The 24,912-nt window shown below is 71.4% G+C and carries 19 protein-coding genes and 1 tRNA gene; 11 read left to right on the top strand and 9 right to left on the bottom strand.

Annotated features, from left to right (window positions below; all coding sequences use genetic code 11):
• The first annotated feature begins 40 nt into the window (after positions 1-40).
• The 4 genes from HDA30_RS00840 to HDA30_RS00825 all read left to right on the top strand — a co-directional run bounded on the left by HDA30_RS00840 (position 41) and on the right by HDA30_RS00825 (position 5,943).
• Complete coding sequence (locus HDA30_RS00840) at positions 41-1,723, top strand: DUF885 domain-containing protein (RefSeq protein WP_184240803.1); 1,683 nt, start codon at positions 41-43, stop codon at positions 1,721-1,723.
• A complete protein-coding gene (locus HDA30_RS00835; RefSeq protein WP_158495497.1) occupies positions 1,720-2,418 on the top strand; it encodes a nucleoside triphosphate pyrophosphatase in 699 nt (232 codons plus the stop codon). Before HDA30_RS00840 ends, HDA30_RS00835 begins: the two co-directional genes overlap by 4 nt.
• A 98-nt stretch (positions 2,419-2,516) precedes the next feature.
• On the top strand, positions 2,517-4,367 hold the full coding sequence (locus HDA30_RS00830; RefSeq protein WP_184240802.1) for an acetyl/propionyl/methylcrotonyl-CoA carboxylase subunit alpha: 1,851 nt from the start codon (positions 2,517-2,519) through the stop codon (positions 4,365-4,367).
• 148 nt (positions 4,368-4,515) lie between these two features.
• Positions 4,516-5,943 (top strand): MFS transporter, encoded by a 1,428-nt coding sequence (locus HDA30_RS00825; protein WP_184240801.1) that lies wholly within the window; start codon positions 4,516-4,518, stop codon positions 5,941-5,943.
• A gap of 64 nt (positions 5,944-6,007) precedes the next feature.
• Here the strand turns inward: HDA30_RS00825 and HDA30_RS00820 are convergent, their stop codons facing one another.
• Positions 6,008-7,429 carry an NAD(P)H-quinone dehydrogenase gene (locus tag HDA30_RS00820; protein WP_158495494.1) on the bottom strand — a complete coding sequence of 474 codons (1,422 nt, stop codon included), beginning with the start codon at positions 7,427-7,429 and terminating at the stop codon, positions 6,008-6,010.
• Positions 7,430-7,608: 179 nt separating this feature from the next.
• On the opposite strand from HDA30_RS00820, the gene HDA30_RS00815 reads away from it, so the two are divergent.
• From HDA30_RS00815 to HDA30_RS00800, 4 genes are all read left to right on the top strand, one after another.
• Positions 7,609-8,415 carry a purine-nucleoside phosphorylase gene (locus HDA30_RS00815; RefSeq protein ID WP_184242227.1) on the top strand — a complete coding sequence of 269 codons (807 nt, stop codon included), beginning with the start codon at positions 7,609-7,611 and terminating at the stop codon, positions 8,413-8,415.
• 81 nt (positions 8,416-8,496) lie between these two features.
• A complete protein-coding gene (gene deoC / locus HDA30_RS10425) occupies positions 8,497-10,995 on the top strand; it encodes a deoxyribose-phosphate aldolase (protein WP_343059248.1) in 2,499 nt (832 codons plus the stop codon).
• A gap of 33 nt (positions 10,996-11,028) precedes the next feature.
• Complete coding sequence (locus HDA30_RS00805) at positions 11,029-11,301, top strand: hypothetical protein (protein ID WP_184240800.1); 273 nt, start codon at positions 11,029-11,031, stop codon at positions 11,299-11,301.
• Between the two features lie 61 nt (positions 11,302-11,362).
• The gene (locus tag HDA30_RS00800; RefSeq protein ID WP_221419027.1) at positions 11,363-12,406 is read left to right on the top strand and encodes an acyltransferase family protein; all 1,044 of its coding nucleotides are present in this window, start codon (positions 11,363-11,365) and stop codon (positions 12,404-12,406) included.
• On the opposite strand, the gene mfd is transcribed toward HDA30_RS00800, so the two are convergent.
• Both mfd and HDA30_RS00790 read right to left on the bottom strand, forming a co-directional pair.
• Positions 12,384-16,115 (bottom strand): transcription-repair coupling factor, encoded by a 3,732-nt coding sequence (mfd, locus tag HDA30_RS00795; protein WP_184240799.1) that lies wholly within the window; start codon positions 16,113-16,115, stop codon positions 12,384-12,386. The genes HDA30_RS00800 and mfd overlap by 23 nt on opposite strands.
• Positions 16,112-17,257: a MauE/DoxX family redox-associated membrane protein gene (locus HDA30_RS00790; protein ID WP_158495490.1), complete on the bottom strand. Its 1,146-nt coding sequence runs from the start codon at positions 17,255-17,257 to the stop codon at positions 16,112-16,114. Before HDA30_RS00790 ends, mfd begins: the two co-directional genes overlap by 4 nt.
• Positions 17,258-17,470: 213 nt before the next feature.
• Here HDA30_RS00790 and HDA30_RS00785 point away from each other — a divergent pair, with 213 nt between their 5' ends.
• Both HDA30_RS00785 and HDA30_RS00780 read left to right on the top strand, forming a co-directional pair.
• Complete coding sequence (locus tag HDA30_RS00785; protein ID WP_158495489.1) at positions 17,471-17,974, top strand: DUF2505 domain-containing protein; 504 nt, start codon at positions 17,471-17,473, stop codon at positions 17,972-17,974.
• Between the two features lie 6 nt (positions 17,975-17,980).
• On the top strand, positions 17,981-18,661 hold the full coding sequence (locus HDA30_RS00780; RefSeq protein WP_221419026.1) for an arsenate reductase/protein-tyrosine-phosphatase family protein: 681 nt from the start codon (positions 17,981-17,983) through the stop codon (positions 18,659-18,661).
• Between the two features lie 6 nt (positions 18,662-18,667).
• On the opposite strand, the gene pth is transcribed toward HDA30_RS00780, so the two are convergent.
• Together pth and HDA30_RS00770 are read right to left on the bottom strand one after the other, a co-directional pair.
• Positions 18,668-19,240 (bottom strand): aminoacyl-tRNA hydrolase, encoded by a 573-nt coding sequence (pth, locus tag HDA30_RS00775; protein ID WP_158495488.1) that lies wholly within the window; start codon positions 19,238-19,240, stop codon positions 18,668-18,670.
• Positions 19,241-19,248: 8 nt separating this feature from the next.
• Positions 19,249-19,908, bottom strand: coding sequence for a 50S ribosomal protein L25/general stress protein Ctc (locus HDA30_RS00770; protein ID WP_158495487.1), 660 nt, complete (start codon positions 19,906-19,908; stop codon positions 19,249-19,251).
• Between the two features lie 373 nt (positions 19,909-20,281).
• Here HDA30_RS00770 and HDA30_RS00765 point away from each other — a divergent pair, with 373 nt between their 5' ends.
• The gene (locus HDA30_RS00765) at positions 20,282-21,391 is read left to right on the top strand and encodes a PqqD family protein (RefSeq protein WP_158495486.1); all 1,110 of its coding nucleotides are present in this window, start codon (positions 20,282-20,284) and stop codon (positions 21,389-21,391) included.
• Positions 21,392-21,397: 6 nt separating this feature from the next.
• Here the strand turns inward: HDA30_RS00765 and lepB are convergent, their stop codons facing one another.
• The 4 genes from lepB to HDA30_RS00745 form a co-directional block, all read right to left on the bottom strand.
• Positions 21,398-22,162, bottom strand: a complete 765-nt coding sequence (gene lepB / locus HDA30_RS00760; RefSeq protein ID WP_184240798.1) for a signal peptidase I — start codon at positions 22,160-22,162, stop codon at positions 21,398-21,400.
• A 1-nt stretch (position 22,163) separates the two neighbouring features.
• Positions 22,164-23,144, bottom strand: coding sequence for a ribose-phosphate diphosphokinase (locus HDA30_RS00755; protein ID WP_184240797.1), 981 nt, complete (start codon positions 23,142-23,144; stop codon positions 22,164-22,166).
• A gap of 131 nt (positions 23,145-23,275) precedes the next feature.
• A complete protein-coding gene (gene glmU, locus HDA30_RS00750; RefSeq protein ID WP_184240796.1) occupies positions 23,276-24,739 on the bottom strand; it encodes a bifunctional UDP-N-acetylglucosamine diphosphorylase/glucosamine-1-phosphate N-acetyltransferase GlmU in 1,464 nt (487 codons plus the stop codon).
• Between the two features lie 66 nt (positions 24,740-24,805).
• A tRNA-Gln gene (locus tag HDA30_RS00745) sits at positions 24,806-24,877 on the bottom strand.
• Between the last annotated feature and the right edge of the window lie 35 nt (positions 24,878-24,912).

The raw sequence follows: 24,912 nt of genomic DNA, 5'->3' as shown, positions 1-24,912 counted from the left end.
TGCGCCCACGCCGACGGGCGGGGCGCCTAGACTGTCGGCCATGACGCAGCCCACACCCCGCCTCGACGCCCCGCGCACGCCATCGGCCATCGACGCTCGGGCCGAACAGCACCATCATGACGTGCTCACCCTGCGGCCCGAGGAGGCCACGAGCCTCGGCCTGCCCGGTCACGAGACCGAGTATGGCGACTACTCCCCCACCGGCGCCGCCGCCCTCGACGAGCTGAACCGCCGGCTACTGGAGGACCTCGACCGCCTGGAGCCGACCGACGACGTGGACCGCGTCACCAAGGCCGCCATGCAGGAGCGGATCGGCCTCGAGCGCGAACTCCACGCCACGGGACGCACCGTACTGAACAACATCGCGTCCCCGGCCCAGGGGATCCGCGCGATCTTCGACCTGATGCCAACGGACACGACCGAGCACTGGGAGCACATCGGCGGTCGTCTGGAGAACCTCCCCGCGGCGTTGTCCGGCTACACGCAGTCGCTGCTCGCCTCGCGTGAGGCCGGCCACGTCGCGGCCGCCCGGCAGGTGGACATCGTGATCGACCAGGCCCGGGCCCACGTCGCCGTCGGCGGGTTCTTCCCGAGCCTGCTCGACCGTGCCCGCACCGCCGACGCCGTGCCGCAGGCCCTGCACAGCAGGATCGAGCGCGGCGTCGCCACCGCCGCGGCCGCGTATGCCGAGTTCGCGGAGGCACTCGAGACCGGCCTGCGCCCGCACGCCCCCGCAGAGGACGCCGTCGGCCAGGAACACTACGCCCTGGCATCGCGGCAGTTCCTGGGCGCGCGCATCGACCTCGAAGAGACCTACGCCTGGGGCCAGGACGAGCTGGCCCGCATCATCGCCGCCCAGGAGCAGGACGCCGAGCGCATCCGTCCGGGCGCCTCGATCGACCAGGCCCGGCAGATCCTCGACGGGGACCCGGCCCGCCAGCTCTCGGGCACCGAGGCGCTGCGTTCGTGGATGCAGGGCCTCTCCGACCGGGCCCTGGAGCGCATGCGAGAGCACTTCGAGATCCCCTCCCCCATGGACCGGATCGAGTGCATGATCGCGCCGACGCAGGAGGGCGGCATCTACTACACCGGCCCGTCCGAGGACTTCTCCCGGCCAGGCCGCATGTGGTGGTCCGTCCCCGCCGGCGAGAACGAGTTCACGACGTGGGCCGAGACCACGACCGTCTACCACGAGGGGGTTCCCGGCCACCACCTGCAGATCGCCACCGCCATGATGGCCCGCGAGGAGCTCAACGCGTGGCGTCGCACGGCGTGCTGGACGTCCGGGCACGGGGAGGGCTGGGCGCTGTACGCCGAACGCCTCATGGAGGAGTTCGGCTTCCTCGAGGACGCCGGCGACCACCTGGGCATGCTCGACATGCAGCGCATGCGCGCCGCTCGCGTTGTGTTCGACATCGGCTACCACTGCGGTTTCGAGGCGCCTGCCTCGGTGGGCGGCGGCGCGTGGGACCCGCAGAAGGGCTACGAGTTCCTGTCCAAGCACCTGAACATCTCCGAGGGCCAGCGGCGCTTCGAGTTCACCCGGTACCTCGGCTGGCCGGGGCAGGCGCCGTCCTACAAGGTCGGCCAGCGCATCTGGGAGCAGATCCGGGCCGAACACGAGGCGCGCGAGGGAGCCGACTTCGACCTCAAGGCATTCCACACCCGGGCTCTGCGTCTGGGCTCGATGGGTCTGGACACCCTCCGGGAGGCCCTGCGATGAGCACGCCCGGCGACCCCGCAGCCGGCCGGGGCGATCCGGCCCCGGTCACGCTGGTGCTCGGCTCCGCCTCACCCGCGCGAGCCCAGGTGCTCACGCGAGCCCGACTGCCGTTCCGCGTCGCCGTCTCGATGGTGGACGAAGAGGCGGTGGGGGCGCGCTCCCCCGAGGCGACGCCCGCCGAGCTGGCCGGCCTGCTGGCCGCGGCCAAGGGTGAGAACGTGGCCGCACAGCTCGCCGCCGAGGACGAGGCCGGATCCGGCGGCACGATCGTCATCGGCTGCGACTCGGTGTTCGAGCTCGACGGCAACGCCCACGGCAAGCCGTACGAGCCCGAGGTCGCCCTGGCCCGGTGGCGGAGGCAGGCGGGACGCACCGGCACGCTGCACACCGGCCAGTGGGTCGGCCTGCTCGACTCCTCCGGTCGACTGCGGGGATCGAGCGAGACGGTGGTCTCGGCCGTGGTCCGCTTCGCCGAGGCGGACGAGGCGACGCTGGCGGCCTACGTGGCGACCGGCGAGCCGCTGCACTGCGCGGGGGCGTTCACGATCGACGGCGCCGGTGCGGCCCTAGTCGACGGCGTCGAGGGGGACCCGAACGCCGTCATCGGCCTGTCCGTGTCGACGCTGCGCGCGCAGTGCGCCGAGCTCGGCGTCAGCCTGGCCCGCTTGTGGGATTCCTCCAACGCCGCGTGCTGAATCCGCTGAAACACGCCGCGCTTCTGTAGGGATCCCACGTCGTCGCACTAAGGTTCGGGGGAAGCCGTGCCCGCCACCTGGAACGAGGAGCCTGCCCCATGACCTCCGCCATCGAGCAGAAGGACTACGACGTGACCGTCGTCGAGCGCGATCGCCGCTTCTCCCGCGTGCTGATCGCCAACCGCGGCGAGATCGCGGTCCGTGTGATCCGCGCCTGCCGCGACGAGGGCCTGACCTCGGTGGCCGTGTATGCCGAGCCGGACCGGGACGCCCTGCACGTGCGGATGGCGGACGAGGCGGTCTCGCTGGGCGGCAGCACCGCGGCGGACTCCTACCTGCTGATCGACAAGATCATGGATGCGGCGGAGCGCTCGGGTGCGGACGCGGTGCATCCCGGCTACGGCTTCCTGTCCGAGAACGCGGAGTTCGCCCGCGCCGTCGAGGGCGCCGGGCTCACGTGGATCGGCCCGCCGCCGGCGGCGATCGAGGCGCTCGGCGACAAGGTCTCGGCGCGGCAGATCGCCACCGATGTGGGCGCCCCCATGGCTCCGGGCACCACCGAGCCGGTCTCCGGCGCGGACGAGGTGCTCGCGTTCGCGGACGAGCACGGCCTGCCCCTGGCGATCAAGGCGGCGCACGGCGGCGGTGGCCGCGGCATCAAGGTGGCTCGCACCCGCGAGGAGATCCCGGAGCTGTACGATTCCGCCGTCCGCGAGGCCGTCGCCGCGTTCGGCCGCGGCGAGTGCTTCGTCGAACGCTTCCTGGACCGGCCCCGCCACGTGGAGACGCAGTGCCTGGCCGATGAGCACGGCAACGTCGTGGTGGTCTCCACCCGTGACTGCTCGCTGCAGCGCCGCAACCAGAAGCTCGTCGAGGAGGCCCCCGCCCCGTTTCTCAGCGATGAGCAGCACGAGCGTCTCGTCTCCTCGTCGAAGCAGCTGCTCAAGGCCGCCGGCTATGTCGGCGCCGGCACCTGCGAGTTCCTCGTGGGCACCGACGGCACCCTCTCGTTCCTCGAGGTGAACACCCGTCTTCAGGTGGAGCACCCCGTCTCGGAGGAGGTCACCGGCCTCGACCTGGTGCGCGAGCAGTTCCGGTTGGCCCGCGGCGAGGCGCTGGGCTATGACGACCCTCAGGTGCGCGGCCACAGCATCGAGTTCCGCATCAATGGTGAGGATCCGGGGCGCAACTTCATGCCGGCCCCCGGCACGCTGTCCACATTCCGCATGCCCGCGGGGCCGGGAGTGCGCGTGGACGCCGGCGTTGTCGAGGACGAGACGATCTCCGGCGCCTTCGACTCGATGATCGCCAAGCTGATCGTCACCGGGGCGGACCGAGAGCAGGCTCTGCGACGGGCGGCCCGCGCCCTCGACGAGATGACAATCGAGGGCATGGCGACAGTGCTGCCCTTCCACCGGGCGGTGGTGCGCGACCCGGCGTTCGCCCCGGAGATCTCGGGCGCCGAGACGGGCTTGGGCGTGCACACGCGCTGGATCGAGAACGATTTCTCCACGTCCCTGCCTGCGGGGCAGACGGAGGCCGCCGGCGTGGCCGAGCCGGAGGAACGGCACACGGTGACCGTGGAGGTCAACGGCAAGCGTGTCGAGGTCACCCTGCCGACCTTCGCGGGCGCCTTGCACCAGATGCAGGGTGCGGCGCAGCGGGCCGGCTCCCGGCGTAAGCCTCGTGCGGCACGCCGTGGCGGGACCGCCCCGACGGCGGGGAACAGCAACGCCCTGACCGCGCCGATGCAGGGCACGATCGTGAAGGTCGTCGCCGAGGCCGGCCAGCAGGTCGACGAAGGCGAGACGATCATGGTCATGGAGGCGATGAAGATGGAACAGCCGCTCACGGCGCATCGCCCCGGCGTGGTCGCGTCGATCTCTGTCGCCGAGGGCGAGGCGGTCAGCCCCGGCTCGGTGGTCGCCGAGATCACCGCCACTGACTGATCTCCACCGGTCACGGACCACCGCATCCCCGCGATGTTCCAAATAGTGGACGGATGACTCGGAGTCTGGAATCCTGCCGACCGCCGGTCGATGATTCTGCGCAACCCACCGCGCGTGGGTCTCACCGACCCGACCTCCGGAAGGCATCATGTCCGCTGCTTCCCCCGCCCCGTACGATCCGGCTGCGCACTCCACGCCGTCCCAGGAGACGGTGCCGCGCTCGCGCGTCGTGCTCGCGTCCCTGATCGGCACGTCGATCGAGTTCTACGACTTCTACATCTACGCGACCGCCGCGGTCTCGGTGTTCCCGCTGATCTTCTTCTCGGGCGACGACGAGGCCATGACGTTCCTCGTCTCGATGGCCACGTTCGGCGTCGCGTTCATCGCCCGCCCGGTGGGCGCGGTGGTGTTCGGTCACCTCGGCGACCGCGTGGGTCGCAAGGCGACACTGATCGGCGCCCTGCTCACGATGGGCCTGGCGACGTTCCTGATCGGACTGCTGCCGACCTATCAGCAGATCGGACTCTGGGCTCCGACGATGCTCGCGATCCTGCGCTTCTGTCAGGGCCTGGGCCTGGGCGGAGAGTGGTCCGGCGCCGCGCTGCTGGCCTCGGAGTACGCGGCCGAGGGCAAACGCGCCCGCGCCGCGATGTGGCCGCAGCTGGGCGCCCCGATCGGCTTCCTGCTGGCCAACGGCCTGTTCCTCGCCCTCGTCACCGCGGCCGGATTCGATTCGACCGATCCTGACCCGGACGGCGTGTTCCTGACGTGGGTGTGGCGCGTGCCCTTCCTGCTGTCGATCATCATGGTGCTGGTGGGCCTGTACGTGCGCTTCAAGCTCGAAGAGACGCCCGTCTTCCAGCGGGCCCTACAGCAGGACGAGCGCGTGAAGGCACCCCTGGGCGAGGTGTTCCGCCGCAACTGGTGGGAGCTGCTCCTCGGCACGTTCGTGATGTACGCGACGTACGTGCTGTTCTACCTGATGACGACGTGGATCCTCTCGTACGCGATCGGCAGCACGCGGATCGGCCTGCTGGGTGTGGACTACGCGGACTTCCTGGTCCTGCAGCTGGTCGGCATCCTGTTCTTCGCGGCGTTCATCCCGATCTCCGGTGAGCTGGCCGACCGTTTCGGTCGTCGGCCCACGCTGATGGTGGTGACCGCGCTAATGATCGTCTTCGGCCTGGCGTTCGGCCCGTGGCTGGATCCGACCGCCATGGGCACGGGCGAGGCGATGAGCACCCCGCGCATGGTCGGGTTCCTCATCGTCGGCATGATTCTGATGGGCCTGACCTTCGGCCCGATGTCCGCGGTGCTGCCCGAGCTGTTCCCGACAAACACCCGATACACCGGCTCGGGGATCGCCTACAACATGTCCTCCATCCTGGGTGCGGCCCTGACGCCGTTCATCGCGACCTGGCTGGTCACCGAGTTCGACGTCGCGGCCGTCGGCTGGTACCTGGCGGCGGCCTCGACGATCACCCTGGTCGCCCTGGTGCTCACGCCCGAGACCAGACACGCGGACCTGAGCGGGGTGACCTCCGCGCGCGAGCGCCGGGCCGACGAGCGCCGGTAACGAGACGTCCCGCGACGCGCCGAAGCGGGCCCCGGCCGCCGGCTGGCGACCGGGGCCCCGACGCTCACAGGCGCACGTGCAGGCGGCGCGCCGCCTCGGCCAGCGATCCGGACATGGAGGGGTACACGGTGAAGGTGTCCGCCAAGTCGTCCACATGCAGCTTGTGCGTGACGGCCAGCGCGAGCGACCAGATCAGCTCGGAGGCGCGCGGGGCCACGACGACACCGCCGAGCACGGTGCCCGAGCCCTTGCGGGCGAACACCTTCACGAAACCTTCACTGATGCCCTGCATCTTGGCCCGCGGGTTGGTCGCGAACTCCAGCTTCACCACATCGGCCTGACACTCGCCGGCGTCGACCTGCGCCTGTGTGACACCGACGGTCGCGATCTCGGGCGAGGTGAAGATGTTCGAGGCGACGAGGTGCTTGCGCAGCGGCTTGACGGCGTCGCCCATCAGGTGGGCGACCGCAATGCGCCCCTGCATCGCCGCGACGGAGGCCAGGGCGAGCTCGCCCGTGCAGTCGCCGGCGGCATAAATGCTCGGCACGCTCGTGCGGGAGACTCCGTCGACCGCGACGTGGCCGGAGTCGGTCAGGCGCACGCCCACCTCCTCGAGGCCGAGATCCTCGGTGTTCGGCACACCGCCGACGGCGAGAAGGCAGTGTGAGCCCTCGAGGGTCGGGGTCTGCGCAGCGCCCTCGCCGGAGAGGGTCACCCGGACCCCGTCGGCCGTGCGCTCGACGGCCTCCGCGCGAGACTTCGAGACGACATTGACGCCGTTGGATGCGAAGACGTGCTCGAGCAGCTGAGCGGCGTCCTGGTCCTCGCCCGGAAGCACGTGCTCGCGGGAGGAGACGAGGGAGACCTGCGCACCGAGCAGATCGTAGGCGGAGGCGAACTCGGCGCCCGTCACGCCCGAACCGACCACGATCATGTGCTCAGGGATGTCCTCGAGGGCATAGAGCTGCGTCCAGTTGAAGATTCGCTCGCCGTCGGGCTTGGCCGTGGGCAGTTCACGCGGCGAGGCGCCGACGCTGACCAGGATGGCGTCACAGGTGAGGGTCTCGCTCGGCTCCTCGGCACCCTCGGGGGTCACCTGCACCTGATGCGGACCGACGACGCGACCGCGCCCGCGGACGATGCGCACGCCCCGGCGTTCCAGATCCGCCTCGATGTCGCGAGACTGCTCGCCGGCGATCTGCAGGATGCGGTGGTCGACCTCCGACATGCGCGCCCGCGGCTCGACGTCACCGAGATCCACGCCCAACTGAGCGGCGCGCTGCACACGACGCATCGAGTCGGCGGTCGCGATCAGGGTCTTCGAGGGGACGACGTCGGTCAGGACGGCCGCGCCGCCCATGCCCTTGCGTTCCACGACGGTGACCTGGGCGCCGAGCTTCGCGGCGACGAGGGCGGCCTCATAGCCGCCGGGGCCTCCGCCGATGATGGTCAGGGTCGGGGTGTAGGTGCTCTCCGAGGTGCTCACGGCCCCATTCTTGCCGTTCGGGACGGGAAAGTCACAGCATCGGCTCGCGTCCTAGACTGGCGTGCGTGAGCGAGCACCTCAGCCAGAACCCGCCCGTCCCCCGCCCCGTCGACGGACCCGACGGCGACCACGACAGCGCCGCCGCGCTCGCGGGCGCGGCCGCCTCGCCCACCTCGTTCCTGGCGGGCGACCACCCCGGATTCGACGAGGCCCGCCGCGCGGCCGCCGCGATCACTCGGGCCACGGGCGTCGACCGTCACCGGATCGCCGTGGTGCTCGGCTCGGGCTGGGGCGGGGCCGCGGAGCTGATCGGCCAGACCGAGCACACCCTGGGCCTGGCCGATGTGCCGGGCTTCCACGCCCCTGCGGTGCCGGGGCACAATGCGAGCATCCGGTCGGTGCGCCTGGCCGACGGCTCGCACGCCCTCGTGTTCGGCTCCCGCACGCACTACTACGAGTCCCGCGACGCGCAGGCGGTCGCGCACACCGTGCGCACCGCAGCGGCAGCCGGGGCCGAGACCGTCGTGCTCACCAATGGATGCGGCGGCCTCGACCCGCAGATCGCCCCGGGCACCCCCGTCCTCGTCTCCGACCATCTGAACCTCACGGGCACTACCCCGCTGCTCGGCCCGAGCTTCGTCGACATGACCGATCTGTACTCACCGCGCATCCGGGCCATCGCCCGCGAGGTCGACCCCACGCTCACCGAAGGCGTCTACGCCCAGTTCGCCGGCCCCCAGTACGAGACGCCGGCGGAAGTGCGCATGGCCGGCCGACTCGGTGCAGACCTGGTCGGCATGTCCACGGCCCTCGACGCGATCGCCGCCCGCCACGCCGGACTCGAGGTGTTCGCCGTCTCGCTCGTGACCAACCTGGGCGCGGGCATCCAGTCCGCACCGCTGTCCCATCACGAGGTCGTCGCCGCCGGACGCGACGCCTCCGCCCGCATCTCCGAGCTGCTCGCGCGGATCATCGCGCGGCTCTGACCTCGGCGGCCCCCACCCGCAGCGTCCTCCGACCGGACCACCGCCCCTGCCCGTACCTCCCGCCTGATCCAGGAGCTCGACGTGACCGCCTCACTCCCCCTCGATCCCGCCGTCCGCCTCGCGGCCCGGCAGTGGGCCGCACACGATCCCGACCCCGAGAACGTCCGCGTCCTGGAACGCGAGCTCGCCGCGGCCGAGTCCGGCTCAGCGGCCGACGCGGGGCAGGCCGCCGCATCGCTGGCCGATCGTTTCGCCGGCCCCCTGCGCTTCGGCACCGCCGGTCTGCGCGCCTCCGTGGGGCCGGGGCCGGCCCGCATAAACCGGGTCGTGGTGCGTCGCGCTGCCACTGGCCTCGCGCGCTGGCTGACCGACGGCATCGGCGACGATGAGGGCCCGGCCGGGGTCGTGGTCGGCCACGACGCCCGTCACGGCTCCGCGGCGTTCGCCCGCGACGTGGCCGGCGTGCTGCTGGCCGCCGGCGCGCACGTCACGGTGCTGCCCCGGCCGCTGCCCACCCCCGTGCTGGCGTTCCTCGTGCGCCATCTGAACGCGGATGCCGGCGTTATGGTCACGGCGTCCCACAATCCGCCGCAGGACAACGGTCTCAAGGTCTACGCGGGCGGACGGATGACCGACGAGCCCGGCCGCGGTGCGCAGATCGTCGCCCCGTTCGACGAGCAGATCGCCGCCCGCATCGACCACGAGGCCTGGCCGAAGGACATCCCGATGTCCGAGGACGGCTGGGACGTGGCGGGCGAGGACCTGATCGACGCGTACCGAGAGGCCGCGCTCGGTGTGCTCGACACCGTGTCCGGACCCTCCGGCGGCCCCGACCGCGGACTGCGGATCGTCTACACGCCGCTGCACGGCGTGGGCGGTGCCATCCTGCCCGGGCTGTTCGCCGAGGCAGGGTTCGGCGACCTGCACGTGGTCGAGGCACAGGCCGAACCGGACCCCGACTTCCCGACCCTGACGTTCCCCAATCCCGAGGAGCCCGGCGCGCTGGACCTCGCCCTCGACGAGGCACGGCGTCGTCAGGCCGACCTGGTCGTCGCCAACGATCCCGACGCCGACCGACTCGCCCTGGCCGTGCCCTCCCCCGACACGCCCGGCGGCTGGCGGCTGCTCACCGGAGACGAGATCGGCGTGCTGCTCGGCGCGCACCTGATGCCACGGCTGCAGGCGATGGGCCGCAGCACGGCCACCTCGCTCGTCTCCTCCACCCGGCTCGGCCACCTGGCCCGAGCCGCCGGGGTGGAACACCACGTGACCCTCACCGGCTTCAAGTGGATCGCTCGCGCCCCGCGCCTCGGGTACGGCTACGAGGAAGCCCTCGGCTACTGCGTCGCCCCGAACCTGGTCCGCGACAAGGACGGGCTCACCGCTGCACTGCTGGCCGCCGAACTCGTCGCGGGCCTGGCGACCGGGGGCCGCACCGTCGAGTCGGAGCTCGCGCGCCTCGACGCCGAGCACGGTGCCGTCGCCACAGCTCAGGTGTCGGTGCGCACGAGCGACCCCGCCACTCGAGAGCGTGCCCTGCGCCGACTGCGTGAGCACCCCCCGACCCACCTGGACGGCAGCCCCGTCACGACACGGCGTGACCTCGCGGCACCGGACAGCGAAGGCTCGGGGGCGTCGGACGCCGATGCCCTCCCGCCGACGCAGGGCCTGCTGTACGCGGCGGAGGACGGCACACGGCTGATCGTGCGCCCCTCGGGCACCGAACCCAAGCTCAAGGGCTACCTCGAAGTCCCGGCAGAGCACTCCCGGGCCGCTCACGCCCGACTCGCACGCCTGAGCACCGAGGTGGACGCTCTGCTGGACCGCGGCGATGACCGGCACGCGTGCCGCCTCGCCACCGCCGCGCCCGGCTCCGACGGCCCCGGACCGACCGATACGGTGGGCCGCATGATCGACACCGCCGAGCTGGCCCGCATGATCGACCACACCGCCCTGAAGCCGGAGACCTCCGCCGAGGACATCACCCGCCTGACCGACGAGGCCCGCCGCCTGGGCACCGCCTCCGTGTGCGTGAACCCCCGATGGGTCGCCGACGCGGCCGCGGCGCTCGCCGGCTCCCCGGTCCTCGTGTGCACCGTCGTCGGGTTCCCGCTGGGCGCGACCACGACCGCGACCAAGGCCTACGAAGCGCACCGGGCGCTCGCCGACGGGGCTCGGGAGATCGACATGGTCATCGATGTCGCGGCGGCCCGCGCGGGCGACCGCGAACGGCTCGAGGAGGACGTGCGGGCGGTGGCCGAGCAGGTGCACGCCGCGGACGCCCCCGGCGGCGCCGGGCTGCTGAAGGTGATCCTGGAGACCTGCCTGCTGAACGACGACCAGATCGTCCTGGCGTGCCAGGCCGCCGTGGCCGCCGGTGCCGACTACGTGAAGACGTCCACCGGGTTCAGCTCCGCCGGCGCGCGCGTCGATCACGTCGCGCTGATGCGCCGCACCGTGGGCGCCTCGATCGGGGTGAAGGCCTCCGGCGGTGTGCGCACCCGCGAGGATGCCCTCGCCCTGATCGACGCCGGCGCCACGCGGATCGGGGCGAGCGCCAGTGTTGATATCCTGTCCTGAGCACTCAGTCTTCACGCACCAAGGAGCATCGACGTGATCCGCAACGGCAAGCCCATTTCTCATTCGAACGCCGGCGGCGTCTTCGGCAGCCTGATCGCCTTCGCCGTCGCGTTCGTGTGCTTCCTCGGCTCGCTGTACGCCATGAGCTTCTGGTCCCTGGACTCGGCCTGGGTCCCGGGCCTCATCGCTCTGGCCCTGTCGGTCGTGGCGTTCATGATCCCCAAGCAGATCCTGGGCGGCAGCGACTCGGTCGACCCGGTGGTCGTGCACACTCCGCACGCCGAGGCCGAGCGCCACGGGCACTGAGCCAGCCGGTGCCGCCACGACCGTGGCGGCTCGCTCCGGCTGAGGCGACTGACACCCTCGCATGGCAAGGACGTTCCCCCGCAACATCGGGGTGGACGTCCTTCGTCTGTTCTCGGTCGCCGCCGTGGTCCTGGGCCACGCCTACCTCGAGGCCCTGACGGTCTCCGCCTATCTTGAGATCTGGCGGATGCCGCTGTTCTTCTTCCTGACCGGCTACTTCTGGACCCGCGGACGCTCGTTCCGCGCCGACCTGGGCTCGCGCTGGCGCTCCCTCGGGATCCCGTACCTGGTCTGGGCCGTGCTCATGTCCGTCGCCGCCGTGCGCTTCGCCGGCGGCGACGCCGAGACCCTGGGCGAGATGCTCCGTACCGGCTGGTACGGCGGCGTCGACCAGGACCCGCCCTGGTGGGCGTTCTGGTTCATCTCCGTACTGTTCTTCACGGCCCTGCTGGCACGCGGGCTCGAGCGGGCCCCGTGGCCGGTGGCCTGGCTCGTGGCGGCCGGTGGCCTGGCATTCTCCTGGCTCGTCCCGGACTCGGCGATCGCCCGGACGCCGCTGAGTGTCGGCCTGGCGTTCCCCTGCTTGTTCTTCGTGCTCTGCGGCGAGCTGTTCCGCCGCCGCGTGGAGCCGCGCATCCCCTCCAGCCTGACGCTGCGTTTCCTGCTCGGCGCCGCCGCGGTCACCGCGGGTCTGGGCGCCGTCGCGGGCGGGCTGGAGCCGCACACGATCAAATACGGCGGCTTCGGCACGCCCGTGCTCACCCCGCTGATCGGGGTCCTCATCGCGTGCGGCATGGTCCTGATCTTCGGCTCGACGGTCAACGCGGCGCTGACCTGGCTGGCGGTCCGGACCGGCGCCGGCCGGGCGATCCGTGCCGTCGTCTCCGCCCTGGTGCGCACCGGCACCGTCGTCGTCCTGGTTCACGGCTACGTGCTGATGGAACTGATGAACGCCGGCGACCATGAGCCGCTCGCCCGCTTCCTGATCGCTCTGGGCGTCAGCTGGGCCGTGGGCGTGGCTCTGCTGTCCACGCCGGCCTCGCAGCTGTTGACGGGAGTGCCGCGTCAGTTCGGCGCGCCGGTCAGTCCTGCTCGACGGGGCTGAACACTGCGGCGATCACCTGGTCCGCCCATTCGAGCAGCGGCGCGTCGGTCAGGTCCGTGCCGCCGACCGGCTTGGTCTTCGGCCTCGGGATCATCACGGCGTTCAGGGCCGGCTTGATCGTCGCGCCCTTGTACATTCGCTGCAGCCGAAGACGGCGCGACTCCGGCAGATCCTCGACGGGGCCGAACTTCACGTTCGATCCCATGAGCATGACCTCGGTGACGCCGGCCGCCCGCGCCCGGTTGCGGAACCGCGCGACGGCGATCAGCGCCTCGACGGGCGCCGGCGGCTCGCCGTAACGGTCCTTGAGCTCCTCGACGACGGCGTCGACTGCCTCGTCGTCGTGGGCCGCGGCGAGATTCCGGTACATCTCCAGGCGCAGGCGTTCCCCCGGCACGTAGTCGTGCGGCAGATGCGCGTTGACGGGCAGCTCGACCTTCACCTCGGCCGGTGCGGCATCCTGCTCGCCCTTGAAATCCGCGACGGCCTCGCCGACCATCCGCAGATACAGATCGAACCCGACCCCGGCGATGTGCCCGGACTGTTCGCCGCCGAGCAGATTGCCCGCACCGCGGATCTCGAGGTCCTTCATGGCCAGCTGCATGCCCGCCCCGAGCTCGTTGTGCGTCGCGACCGCCTTCAGGCGCTCGAGCGCCACCTCGCCCAGCGGCTTGAGCGGATCATACAGGAAGTAGGCGTAGGCCCGCTCGCGGCCACGGCCCACGCGCCCACGCAGCTGGTGCAGCTGGGACAGGCCGTACCGGTGGGCGTCCTCGACGATCAGGGTGTTGGCGTTGGCGATGTCCAAGCCCGTCTCGATGATCGTGGTGGAGACGAGCACGTCGAACTTCTTCTCCCAGAAGTCCACCATGATCTGCTCAAGCCGGGCCTCACCCATTTTGCCGTGGGCGACCGCGATGCGTGCCTCGGGGACGAGCTCGGCGATGCGTTTGGCGACCGCGTCGATGCTCGTGACCCGATTGTGGACGTAGAACACCTGCCCCTCGCGCATCAGCTCGCGCCGAATCGCGGCGACGGCCTGCTGGTCGGTGTACGGGCCGACCGAGGTGAGCACGGGATGCCGTTCCTCGGGTGCGGTCGCCAGGGTGGAGGTCTCACGGATGCCCGTCATGGACATCTCGAGGGTGCGCGGGATCGGCGTCGCGGACATCGACAGCACGTCCACGTTGGTGCGCATCTTCTTCAGCGCCTCCTTGTGCTCGACACCGAAGCGCTGCTCCTCATCGACGATCACGAGCCCGAGGTCCTTGAACTGCACCTGGTCCGAGAGCAGCCGGTGCGTGCCGACCACGACGTCCAGGTCGCCCGAGGCCAGATCGTTCAGCACGTCCTTCGACTCGTGGGCCGTCTGGAACCGTGACAGGGCCCCGACCCGCACCGGGAAGCCGGCAAACCGGTCGGCGAAGGTCTGGTGGTGCTGGCGCGACAGCAGGGTCGTCGGCACCAGCACGGCGACCTGCTTGCCGTCCTGCACGGCCTTAAACGCGGCGCGCACGGCCACCTCGGTCTTGCCGAAGCCGACGTCACCGGAGACGAGACGGTCCATCGGGACCTCGGACTCCATGTCCTTCTTGACCTCGTCGATGGTCGTGAGCTGGTCGGGCGTCTCGATGAACGGAAACGCCTCTTCGAGCTCCTTCTGCCACGGGGTGTCCGGCCCGTAGGAGTGACCCCGGGAGGCCATGCGCGCCGAGTAGAGCCGAATCAGCTCGCCGGCGATCTGCCGGGTGGCGCGTTTGGCCTTCGACTTGGTCTGCGCCCAGTCCGAGCCGCCCATCTTCGACAACGTCGGGGTCTCACCGCCGACGTACTGGGACACCATGTCCAGCTGCTCGGTCGGCACGAACAGGCGGTCCCCGGGGGCGCCACGCTTCGACGAGGCGTATTCGAGCACGAGGTACTCGCGGTAGCTCTCCTCGCCGGCGGCGCTCGACGCGCGGGAGCCGGACACCTTCCGGCGCTGCAGCTCCACGAACCGGGCGATCCCGTGCTGGCTGTGCACGACGTAGTCGCCCGGAGCCAGCGTGAGCGGATCGACGGCGTTGCGCTTGCGACGGGCGAGCTTGCCGCCGGAGGCGCGCGTGCCGACGGTGCGGTGCCGTCCGAACACGTCCTGCTCGGTGACGACGACGAGCCTGGCCTCGGGCAGCACGAAGCCCGTGCCGAGAGCAGCCGCGCCGAGGCCGACCTGACCGGCGGGAGGATCGGCCGGGGCAGCACCGGAGAAGGTGGCTGCGGTGACGCCCTCCTCGGAGAACAGCTCGGCCAGACGCCGGGCGGACCCCGGACCGTCAGTGAGCACGAGGGCGCGCCAGCCGTCGTCGAGACGGGCACGGATCCGGGCCACGAACGCGGACATGTCGCCGCCGAAGCTCATAGGCGCCGAGAGCTGTGAGCGCAACGCGTCCGCCTCTGCCAGCTCCGCCCCATCGGCCTCGTCGCCCGTGTCGGCGGAGTGCAGCGAGGTCGTCGACCAGAAGCCCTGGCCGGCCTCGAGCACCTGTTCGCGCAGCTGCGCGGTCGTCAGGAACCCGCCGGCCGCGGCCTGGTCATCGACGTCCGCCCGGGCCTCGGCGCCGCCGACGTCCACGGGCGCCTGTGCTCCGTGGGCGGCACCGGCCCACGCGGCCTGCAGGAACTCCTCATTGGTCGCGAGCAGGTCGTCGGCGCGGCCGCGGATGCGCTCGGGCTCGACGAGCAGCGTGAGAGAGCCGGCCGGCAACAGCTCGACCAGCGAGGTCATGGACTCGGCCAGCAGCGGCGAGAGCGACTCCATGCCCTCCACCGCCACGCCCTCGGCGATGCGGTCGAGCATGTCGGCGGCCGCGGGCATCTGTGGGACGAGTCGGCGAGCGCGCTCACGCACGGCCTCGTCGATCAGCAGCTCGCGGCACGGCGGCGCCACGAGCGACTCGGGGTGCCCCGTGCCGTCGGCCGAGGTGTCCTCGAGGGACCGCTGGTCCGCGATCGCGAACCAGCGCATCTGCTCGACCTCGTCGCCGAAGAACTCGATCCGCACCGGGTGGTCCGCCGTCGGGGCGAACACGTCGATCAGGCCGCCGCGCACCGCGAACTCGCCGCGCTTGGTGACCATGTCCACGCGCGCATAGGCCGCCGCGGCGAGCGCCTCGACCACGCCGTCGAAGTCGCGCTCCTCACCGACGCGCAGACTCACCGGCTCCAGATCGCCCAGCCCGGCGACGAGCGGCTGCAGCACCGAGCGCACGGGCGCGACGACCACGCGCAGACCGGCCCGGTCGTGTTCGCCGGGGTGGGTCAGGCGGCGCAGCACCTCCAGGCGCGCGCCGACCGTGTCCGAGCGCGGGGAGAGTCGCTCGTGCGGCAGCGTCTCCCACGACGGGAACAGGGCGACCGTGTCCGGATCGGTCCACGCACTCAGATCGGTCGCCACGTCCTCGGCCTCACGAGTCGTCGCCGTCACGGCCAACACCACGCCCGGTCCATCGGGGGACTCGGCGGCAGCCTGCCCCAGCAGAGCCAGCAGCGGCGCCCGAGCGCCGTCGGGCAGGGCGATCTCGAGGTCCGGGGTCCGAGCGCCGGCTCGGGCGGCCGAATCGCTCGCGGCCCGCAGCGCGGGATCCTGCGCGAGCAGGGGCAGCAGACCAGCGAGCGTCGGGGCGGACTCCCGGACGTCAGCGTCGGCGACCTCGGTCTTCGCGCGGCTCACCGGCTGGCCTTCCCCGCGCGGCGCTCACGCTGGCGCGCCACACGCTCCTGCTCCGTCTGCTCGAGCTCGGCTGCGCTGGGCAGATCCGCGTCCTGCATGACCTCCTCGAGCTCGTCGATCATTGCGATCACCTCGTCCGCACCGAACACGGGACCGCCGGCGGTCTTGCCGTCGACGCCCGCGATCACGGCCGAGGGGAAGGAGGTCAGCCCGAGCCGACGCCCGGTCACGCCGGTGGGGTCCTGGAGCACGATCTCGGCGGGGATGCGTCCGTTCTTCATGGGCAGGCTCAGGTCATCGTTGTGCACTGGCAGCAGCGCCCTCACGCGCACCGGGCCGATCGCGCCGTCGAACTTTTCGATCCGCTCGATCACGCTCATGCAGGAACCGCACGTCGGGGACAGGTACAGGAAGAGCACGGCGCCGACCTGGGAGTAGGCGCGCACCGTGGTGAGGCGCCCGTCGGAGTACAGCGGCGCGTCGGGCAACGGCCTGCGCGGCGGCTCATCGCTGGACTGGCCGAATCCGTGGCCGGCCCCGTCTCCCGACGCCGGCTCGCCCGGCTCGGCATCGACCGCTTCCGGACCGGTGCCGGCCTCGAGCGGCGCGGTCTCCTCGAGCGGCGCGGTCTCCCGACCGATGAGGAAGGCGGCGATCGCGCTGAGCACCGTGACGACCGCGGTCCACTCGACCAGGCCCACCGTCAGACCGGACAGAGGCCACCAATCGATCGTCGCCCCCTGCACGAGAAGGCCGATGATCGCCTCGAGCAGGCCGCCGGCGGCGAGCAGCACGAAGACGACGTTCCGCAGCACCGTCCACCCCGTGATGGGGCGGGCCGAGGCCGCGCCGAAGCAACCGCAGGACTCACCGGACCCCATGCCCCGCACGACCAGCAACAGGAAGCCGATGAACAGTGCCAGCGCGGCCAGGGCGAACACGGGCCGCAGGGCCGTGAACGGCAGGAACAGCGCCACGGCCAGCAGGATTTCGAGGAATGGGAACGCGCGGACCAGCCGGGGTCCGGCCAGGGGCGAGGGCACTGCGAGCCGGGTGAAGGTCGCGGCGGTCTCGTCGGGGTCCTGCAGCTTGGCCAGGCCGCTGGCCAGGAGGATGACGGAGAGAGCCCAGAGTGCGGACATGGGGGCGGTGCCTTCCGAGCGGGGTCGCAGATGAGGTCCGTCGGTCTCCCGGCGGGTCCCGACGAGCGTCGCAGACCGAGGCCCAGGGCCGACAGGCGCGGTCCAGCATACTAGGCTGACGCACACGCCCTTCGGCGCATCGTCACCCGGGGACGCACCCGTGACCGACAGCCGAACGGCGCCGCTTTCTGCCCCACCACAAGGAGCCCGCTCATGGCATTCTCCGCCCAGCGCACCGTGCACCACACCCCCGCCGAGACGGCGGAGGCCCTCGCCTCCGAGGAGTTCCACCGCAGCGTGATCGAGTCGCTCGGGGGCACTCTCGTCTCGTTCTCCCGCGAGGGAGATGCCGAAGGCCCCATGACCGTGACAACCGTGCGGTCCGCTCCGGCCCGTCAGCTGCCCGAGGCGGCGCAGAAGTTCATCGGCGACCACGTCCAGGTGGAGCAGGTCGAGCGGTGGGAGGCGCCCGAAGCCGACGGCTCGCGCTCCGGCACCACCACCATCACGGTCGCCAAGGCGAAGGCCACCGCTGAGGCGTCGATGCATCTGCGCGCCGCCGGCGCGGGCACCGAGTACGCGGTGCAGGGTTCGCTGTCCTGCCGGATTCCGCTGGTCGGCTCGAAGCTCGCCACGAAGGCCGAGCCGATGGTGGGCAAGGTCGTCGAGCGCCAGGCCCGCGAGATCGACGGTTGGCTGTCGACGCGCCGGGGCTGAGCACCCATGGCGGAGAACCTGCTGCTGCGGGCGAACCAGCCGTTCGCCCAGACGCGACCCGTCGGGGCCTCGGCACCGCCGCCCGAGCACACGCTCGTGATGTTCGTGTGCACCGGAAACGTGTGCCGCTCCGCCTATGCCGAGCGGGCCCTCGCCACGACGCTGGCGGAGGGGCCGGCGGCCGGCCGGGTGACGGTGACGAGCATGGGCACCCAGCCGAACCAGGCCCTCGGCGTGCCGCGCACGCTGCAGCGGCTCGGGGCACAGGAGGGCGTCGTGGGTCTCGAGACGCATCGGCCCAGGGCTCTAGTGCCGCATGAGCTCGGGCAGGCCCACCTGATCCTCACGGCGACCGCCGAGCACATGGATCGGGTGCTCCATGACGCCCCACAGTGCATGATGCGCACCTTCACCATGCTGGAGTTCGCGCAGCTGGTGGTCCTGCTGGACTCGCAGGAGCCCGGCTGGCTCGAGCCCGGCATGGGCGTGCCGGCCATGGCGCGGGCCGCCGCCCGGCACCGGTCGAAAGTGCATGCTGCCGACGGTCGTCTCGACCTGCCGGACCCCTTCGGGAAGGCGGAGGAGGACTACCGGCAGATGGTCGACCGTGTGGGCCCGGTCCTCGACCGGATCCGCCGCACGATCGAACGTGCCGTGGGACCCGCCGAGTCCCGGCCGACCGGCTGAGCGGTCTCAGTGGAAACGCTGCTGGGCGGCGGCGAGACCGTCGTCCAGCAGGGCCTCGACGGCGTCGGCGGCGCGGTCGACGTGGAGGGGCAATACCTCTCGCTCACCCGCGGTGAAGGGACGCAGCACAAAGTCGGCGACGTCCATGCGGCCCGGCGGACGGCCGATGCCGACCCGGACACGGGTGTAGTCCTTGGTGCCCAGCGCCGACGAGATGGACTTCAGGCCATTGTGGCCACCCTCGCCGCCACCGGTCTTGAGCTTGAGCGTGTCGAAGTCGATGTCGAGCTCGTCGTGCACGACAACGAGGTCCTCGGGCGTGAGCCCGTAGAAGCGGCACAGCGCCGAGACCGGCTTGCCCGAGACGTTCATGTACCCGGTCGAATAGGCCAGGACGGCTCTCGGCCCGCCGGGGCGGAGACGGCCGGTGGCCGCCATGGCGCCGGCCTTGTGGCGGGTGAACCCGACTCCCATGCGGGAGGCGAGCTCACCCACCACCATCTGGCCGATGTTGTGACGGGTGCGCTCGTATTCCGGCCCCGGATTGCCGAGACCGACGATCAGCGTGGTGCCCGCCATCGTGAGGATCAGTCCTCGGAGCCCTCGGAGTCGCTCGACTCCTGCGCGGCGTCGGAGGACTCGCCCTCGCCGGACTCCTCGGCGGCCTGGGCCTCCTGGTCGGACTCGTCGCCCAGGTCCTGCTCGACGACCTCGGAGACGGTGGCGATGACCTGCTCGTCATCGAGCTGGATGACGGTGCCGGCCGGCAGCGTGACGTCGGTGGCGTACACGTGATCGCCGGCCTCGCGACCCTCGATCGAGATGGTGGCCGACTCCGGCAGGTGGGTGGCCTCGGCCTCGACCGGCACGGAGGCGTAGTCGAGCACGTACTCGGTGCCCGGGGCGGTCTCGCCCTCGACGTGCACCGGCACCTCGACGACGACCTTCTCGCCGCGACGCACGACCAGCAGGTCGATGTGGTCGATCACGTTGATCTTGAGCATGTGGCGCTGGATGTCTTTCGGCAGCACCAGGGTCTCCTCGCCGGCCTCGTCGACCAGCACCAGCAGGGCGTTCGGGTTGCGAACGGCCAGGATGGTCTCCAGCGCCGGCATCAGGATGTGACGCGGCTCGGCACCGTGGCCGTAGACGACGGCCGGGATGAGGTCGGCGCGACGGGCGCGGCGGGCGGCGCCCTTGCCGAACTCGGTGCGCTCGGTGACCTTGATCTTGATCTGATCGGACATCAGGTTTCCTCCTCTGGGATGAACGTTCATGCGCGGGCCGACGCGGCCCGCGAGGGTCTCCAGGGAAGGGGGCCGTCCGTGAGATTCACCTCGCGCGCCTTCGGGGGCGCCCGCAGCGTCACATCGGAGCAGGACGGCAGCCTCGTCGATCACGGAGTTCGCGACTCCCTCGCCTGGGCAACTCGACAACTCTACCAGCCACCACGCCGCCGGGGCGCGGGCCAGCGGGAACGGCAGGTTCGCCCCAGCGGCAGAGCGCCGCGGTCCCGCCGCCTGTGCCGCGGCCCCGTAGGATGGTGCGGACCGGTCAGGACGGGTGCCCCCCCCGTCCCGGCCGCTCGCGCCTCGCCGCCGTCGCCCGCAGGAGCCCCGCATGACCGATGCCACCACCCACGCCGTCGAGTTCACCGTGTGCCGTTCCTCGGTGCGGGTCGGCGGTCTCACGGCGGAGCAACGGGACCGGCTGCTGCACGAATGGGCCCGGTGCCACGCCCAGGCCGTGCCCGACGACGAGAGCATCGAGCTGCGTCCGCGCCGCGGCGAGGACTGGGACACATTCCACGAACGCGCGATCCACCGGGCCACCTCCGAGGCCATCGACTCCGGCGTCGGCTCGCAGCTGATGCTGCACGCGGCCGCGCTCGCGCTGCCTGAGACGGGCGCGACGATCGTCCTGGCCGCCGAGTCGGGCACCGGCAAGACCACGGCGACGCGCACGCTCGGCACCGCCCTGGCGTATCTGACCGACGAGACGGCCATGATCGACCCCGTGTCCTTCGCGCTCAGCCCCTATGCGAAACCGCTGTCCGTCCTGGGCCCTTCGGGACGGCGCCCGAAGCGGCAGCACGCCCCGGACGATCTGGGGCTGCTCCCCGAGGTCGACGGCGTCCTGCAGCGCGTCGCCGTCCTGGACCGCGTCCGGCACGGCGACGAGGACGTCGCCGCGTGCGCCGAGCCGGCCACCGTGGGCGAGGTGCTCCCGCTGCTGGTGCCGCAGACCTCCTCGCTGTGCCGCCTCCCCCGCGGCCTTGTCACCCTGTGCGAGACGCTGGACCGCACCGGCGGAGCCGTACGCCTGGTCTATCGCGAGGCCGCCGATCTGGTGCCCGTCGTCCAGGAGCTGCTCTCGCACGCCCCGGAGGCGGCCGAGCGGGGCTGGGACCCCCTCGACGACCACGAGCTCGGCGCGAGCGTCCCCGCGGACGACATCGACACCCTCGTGCCCGCCGGGGCTCTGCGCCGGGTCGCCGTCGATGACGGCCTCTTCGTCGAGGACGGGCGACTGGCCCTGCTGCACGGCACGCGTCTGAGCATGCTCGACGGGCTCGGCCCGGCGCTGTGGCTGCTGTTGGACGCTCCACGCACGCCGGAGCAGCTGCTCGACCTGCTCGCCGAGAGCGGGCCGCTGCCCGAGGACGCACGCGAGCGGCTCGACGCGGCCGTCAACGGCCTGCGCGGCCGCGGGCTGCTCGAGCTCGCCTGAGCAGAGTCAGGAGGCCGGCGAGGACCAGTTGCTCGGCGGCCACATCACGAAGAACACCTCGCCCACCACGTCCTCGGCACGGACGAAGCGCGCACAATCGTCGGCCTGTCCCTCGGGGCGTCCGCGGCACTCGACCACGGAGTCGGCCGAATTGGAGCGGTGGTCACCGAGCACGAGCATGCTGTCCTCGGGCACCTCGACGGGGCCGAAGCAGCGGGCGGAGCGCTGCGGCGTGTCACAGTCCAGCTCGTCCTTCGCGAAGGGCAGGTCGTTGTGGACGTACGGCTCGTCGATCGGCGTGCCGTCCACGAGCACGGCGCCATCGGCGGAACAGCACTCGACCGTCTGCCCCTCGGTCCCGATCACCCGCTTGACGAGCGCTTGCGAGTTCGACCGACCGATGCCGGTGACGTCGCCGAAAGCCCGCAGCGCGGCGTCGACGGGTCCGCCCGAGGCGGTGGGCATCGCCCACGCCTCATCGGCTTCGAACACGATGACGTCCTGGGCCGCGGCCTTCCCGTCAGGGTAGGCCGTCCGGTTGACGAGCATGCGGTCGCCGACGTTGAGCGTGGTCTCCATCGAGCCCGAGGGCACGGAGTACACCTTCACCCAGAGGGCCTGCACGATCGCGACGACCGTCAGGGCCACGACGACGTTCACCAGCACCGACAGCCCGAAGGGCAGCTGCCGGCGCTTGCGGCCCTCGGGCCGGGACCCGTCGGCGCGCGCCTCATCGCCGGAGGCCGCGGACTCGTGTTCGACGCTGGCCATCTCAGGCGTTGCCGTCGAAGAGACTGGTCACGGAGCCGTCCTCGAACACCTCGCGGATGGCGCGTGCGATCAGCGGGGCGATGGAGAGCACCGTGAGGTTCTCGAAGCGCCTCTCCTGCGGGATCGGCAGGGTGTTCGTGACGACGACCTCGCGGGCTCCGCAGTCGGCCAGGCGCTGGGCGGCCGGATCGGAGAACACCGCGTGGGTCGAGGCAATGATGACGTCCTTCGCGCCGGCCTCCTTCAGCACCCGCACAGCGCCGGCGATGGTGCCACCGGTGTCGATCATGTCGTCGATCAGCACGCACACCCGGTCCTCGATGTCACCCACGACCGTCTTGGACTCCGCCTGGTTCGGCATCGTCAGGTCGCGGGACTTGTGCACGAAGGCCAGCGGCACGCCGCCGAGCCGGTCGGCCCACTGTTCGGCCACACGCACCCGACCGGTGTCCGGTGAGACGACGGTGATCTCCTCGTCCTTGAGCGTCTCGTGGATGTGGTCCGCGAGCAGCGGGATCGCGAAGAGGTGGTCGACGGGGCCGTCGAAGAAACCCTGGATCTGGGCGGTGTGCAGGTCGACGCTCATGATGCGCGAGGCGCCGGCGGCCTGGTAGAGATCGGACACCAGGCGCGCGGAGATGGGCTCGCGGCCGCGCCCCTTCTTGTCCTGACGCGCATACGGGTAGAACGGGGAGACCACCGTGATCCGACGGGCCGAGGCACGCTTCATGGAGTCGATCATGATGAGCTGTTCCATGAGGTGGTTGTTCAGCGGCGCCGGATGCGACTGGATGACGAACACGTCCTTGCCTCGCACCGACTCCCCCGAGCGGACGTAGATCTCACCGTTGGCGAAATCGTAGGCGCTCATCGGCAGCAGCTCGGTGCCGAGCTCGTCGGCGATCTGCTGCGCCAGTTCGGGGTGCGCCCGTCCCGAGGCCAGGACGAGTCGCTTGTCTTCGCTGCGGCTGAGTTCGGTCATTGGAATCCTGCTCTCCTCACGTGTGCGCCCCCGTCGCTGCGGCGGAGGCCTACCTGCATCGCGTGTTTCCCCACGACCGGCGATGGACCCATCCTAGGGGCCCGCCGCGGCCAGCGGTCGAGGGGCCGCGCTCAGTCCTGCTGGGCGGCCCCGGCGGCCTCGGCGGCGGCGCTGCCGGGGCGCTTGGCCTGGACCCAGCCGGCGATGGTCCGCTGGGAGACCTGGTTGAGCGCCAGGGCGCCCGCGGGCACGTCCTCGCGGACCACGGCGCCCGCGCCCGTGTAGGCGCCATCAGCGACGGTCACCGGCGCGGTGAAGACGGTGTTCGAACCGGTGCGCACGTGCGAGCCGATGACGGTGCGGTGCTTGTTCACCCCGTCGTAGTTGGCGGTGATGTTGCCGCAGCCGATGTTGGTGTGCTCGCCGATCTCGGCGTCCCCGGCGTAGCCCAGGTGGGACAGCTTCGACCCGCGGCCGATCGTCACGTTCTTCGTCTCGTAGAAGGCGCCGATCTTGCCCTGCTCGCCCAGAACGGTGCCCGGACGCAGGTAGGTGAACGGACCGACGCTCGCGCCCTCACCGATCACGGCACCGGTGGCGTCGGTGCGCTTCACGACGGCGTCGGCGCCGACCTGTGTGTCCGTCAGGGTCGAGTCCGGGCCGATCACGGCGCCGGTGTCCACCCGCGTCGCGCCGTGCAGCTGCGTGCCGGGCTTCAGAGTCACGTCCGAGGAGAGCTCGACGGTCACGTCGACCCACGTGGACGAGGGGTCCACCACGCTCACGCCCTGCTTCATCCAGTGGCGCAGGACTCGTTCGTTGAGCTGACGGCCCAGCTCCGAGAGCTGACGGCGGTCGTTGGCGCCCTCGACCTCCCACACATCGTCGGTCCCGACGGAGGCGACACGACCGCCCTCGGCCCGGGCCATCGCGAGCACATCGGTGAGGTACTTCTCTCCCTGCACGTTGTCCGTCGACAGCGCCGGAAGCGCACGGCGCAACAGGGCGGCGTCGAAGGCGTAGATGCCCGAGTTCACCTCGGTGATCTCGACGTAGCGACGGTCGCCGGTCTCAGCCGCGTGGGCGAGCGCGTCCTTGTGCTCCATGATCCGTTCGACGAGGCCGTCCGCGTCGCGCACGATGCGGCCGTATCCGGTGGCGTCCTGCAGATCGGCGGTCAGCACGGTGACGGCATTGCCGTCGGCCTCGTGGGTGCGCACCAGATCCTGCAGCGTCTGCGCCGTCAGCAGCGGCACGTCGCCGTAGGTCACGACGACGGTGCCGGTCACATCGGCCGGGACGGCCTCGAGGCCCTGTTCGACGGCGCGCCCGGTGCCGGGCACCTCGTCCTGGTCCGCGATCGCGATCCGCGGCATCACCTCGGTCAGGTGGGCGGCGACGCGGTCCCGCTCGTGCCGCACGACGGCCACCAGGTGCTCCGGCTCGAGCGAGGCCGCGGCGTGCAGCGCGTGACCCACCAGGGAGCGCCCGCCGATGGAGTGCATGACCTTCGGCGTAGTCGACTTCATGCGGGTCCCCTGGCCCGCGGCCAGGACGATCACGGCGGACGGACGAGGGGCGGTGTTCTCAGACATGCGGGGGGATGCTCCTGAAACCAGCGGACGAGGACGACTCGAGCACGCGGGGGCGCCGAACCGGTGTTCCGCCCCTAGGACTCGAACCTAGACTGCACGGCTCCAAAGGCCGGCGTGCTGCCATTACACCAGGGCGGAGCGCCGCGGCGCACGAGGTGCCCCGCCAGGCGACG

The organism is Micrococcus cohnii, assembly GCF_014205175.1.
Lineage (GTDB): Bacteria > Actinomycetota > Actinomycetes > Actinomycetales > Micrococcaceae > Micrococcus > Micrococcus cohnii.
Note: the sequence above shows the minus strand (reverse complement) of the source record. Positions and strands in the feature narration are given on the sequence as shown.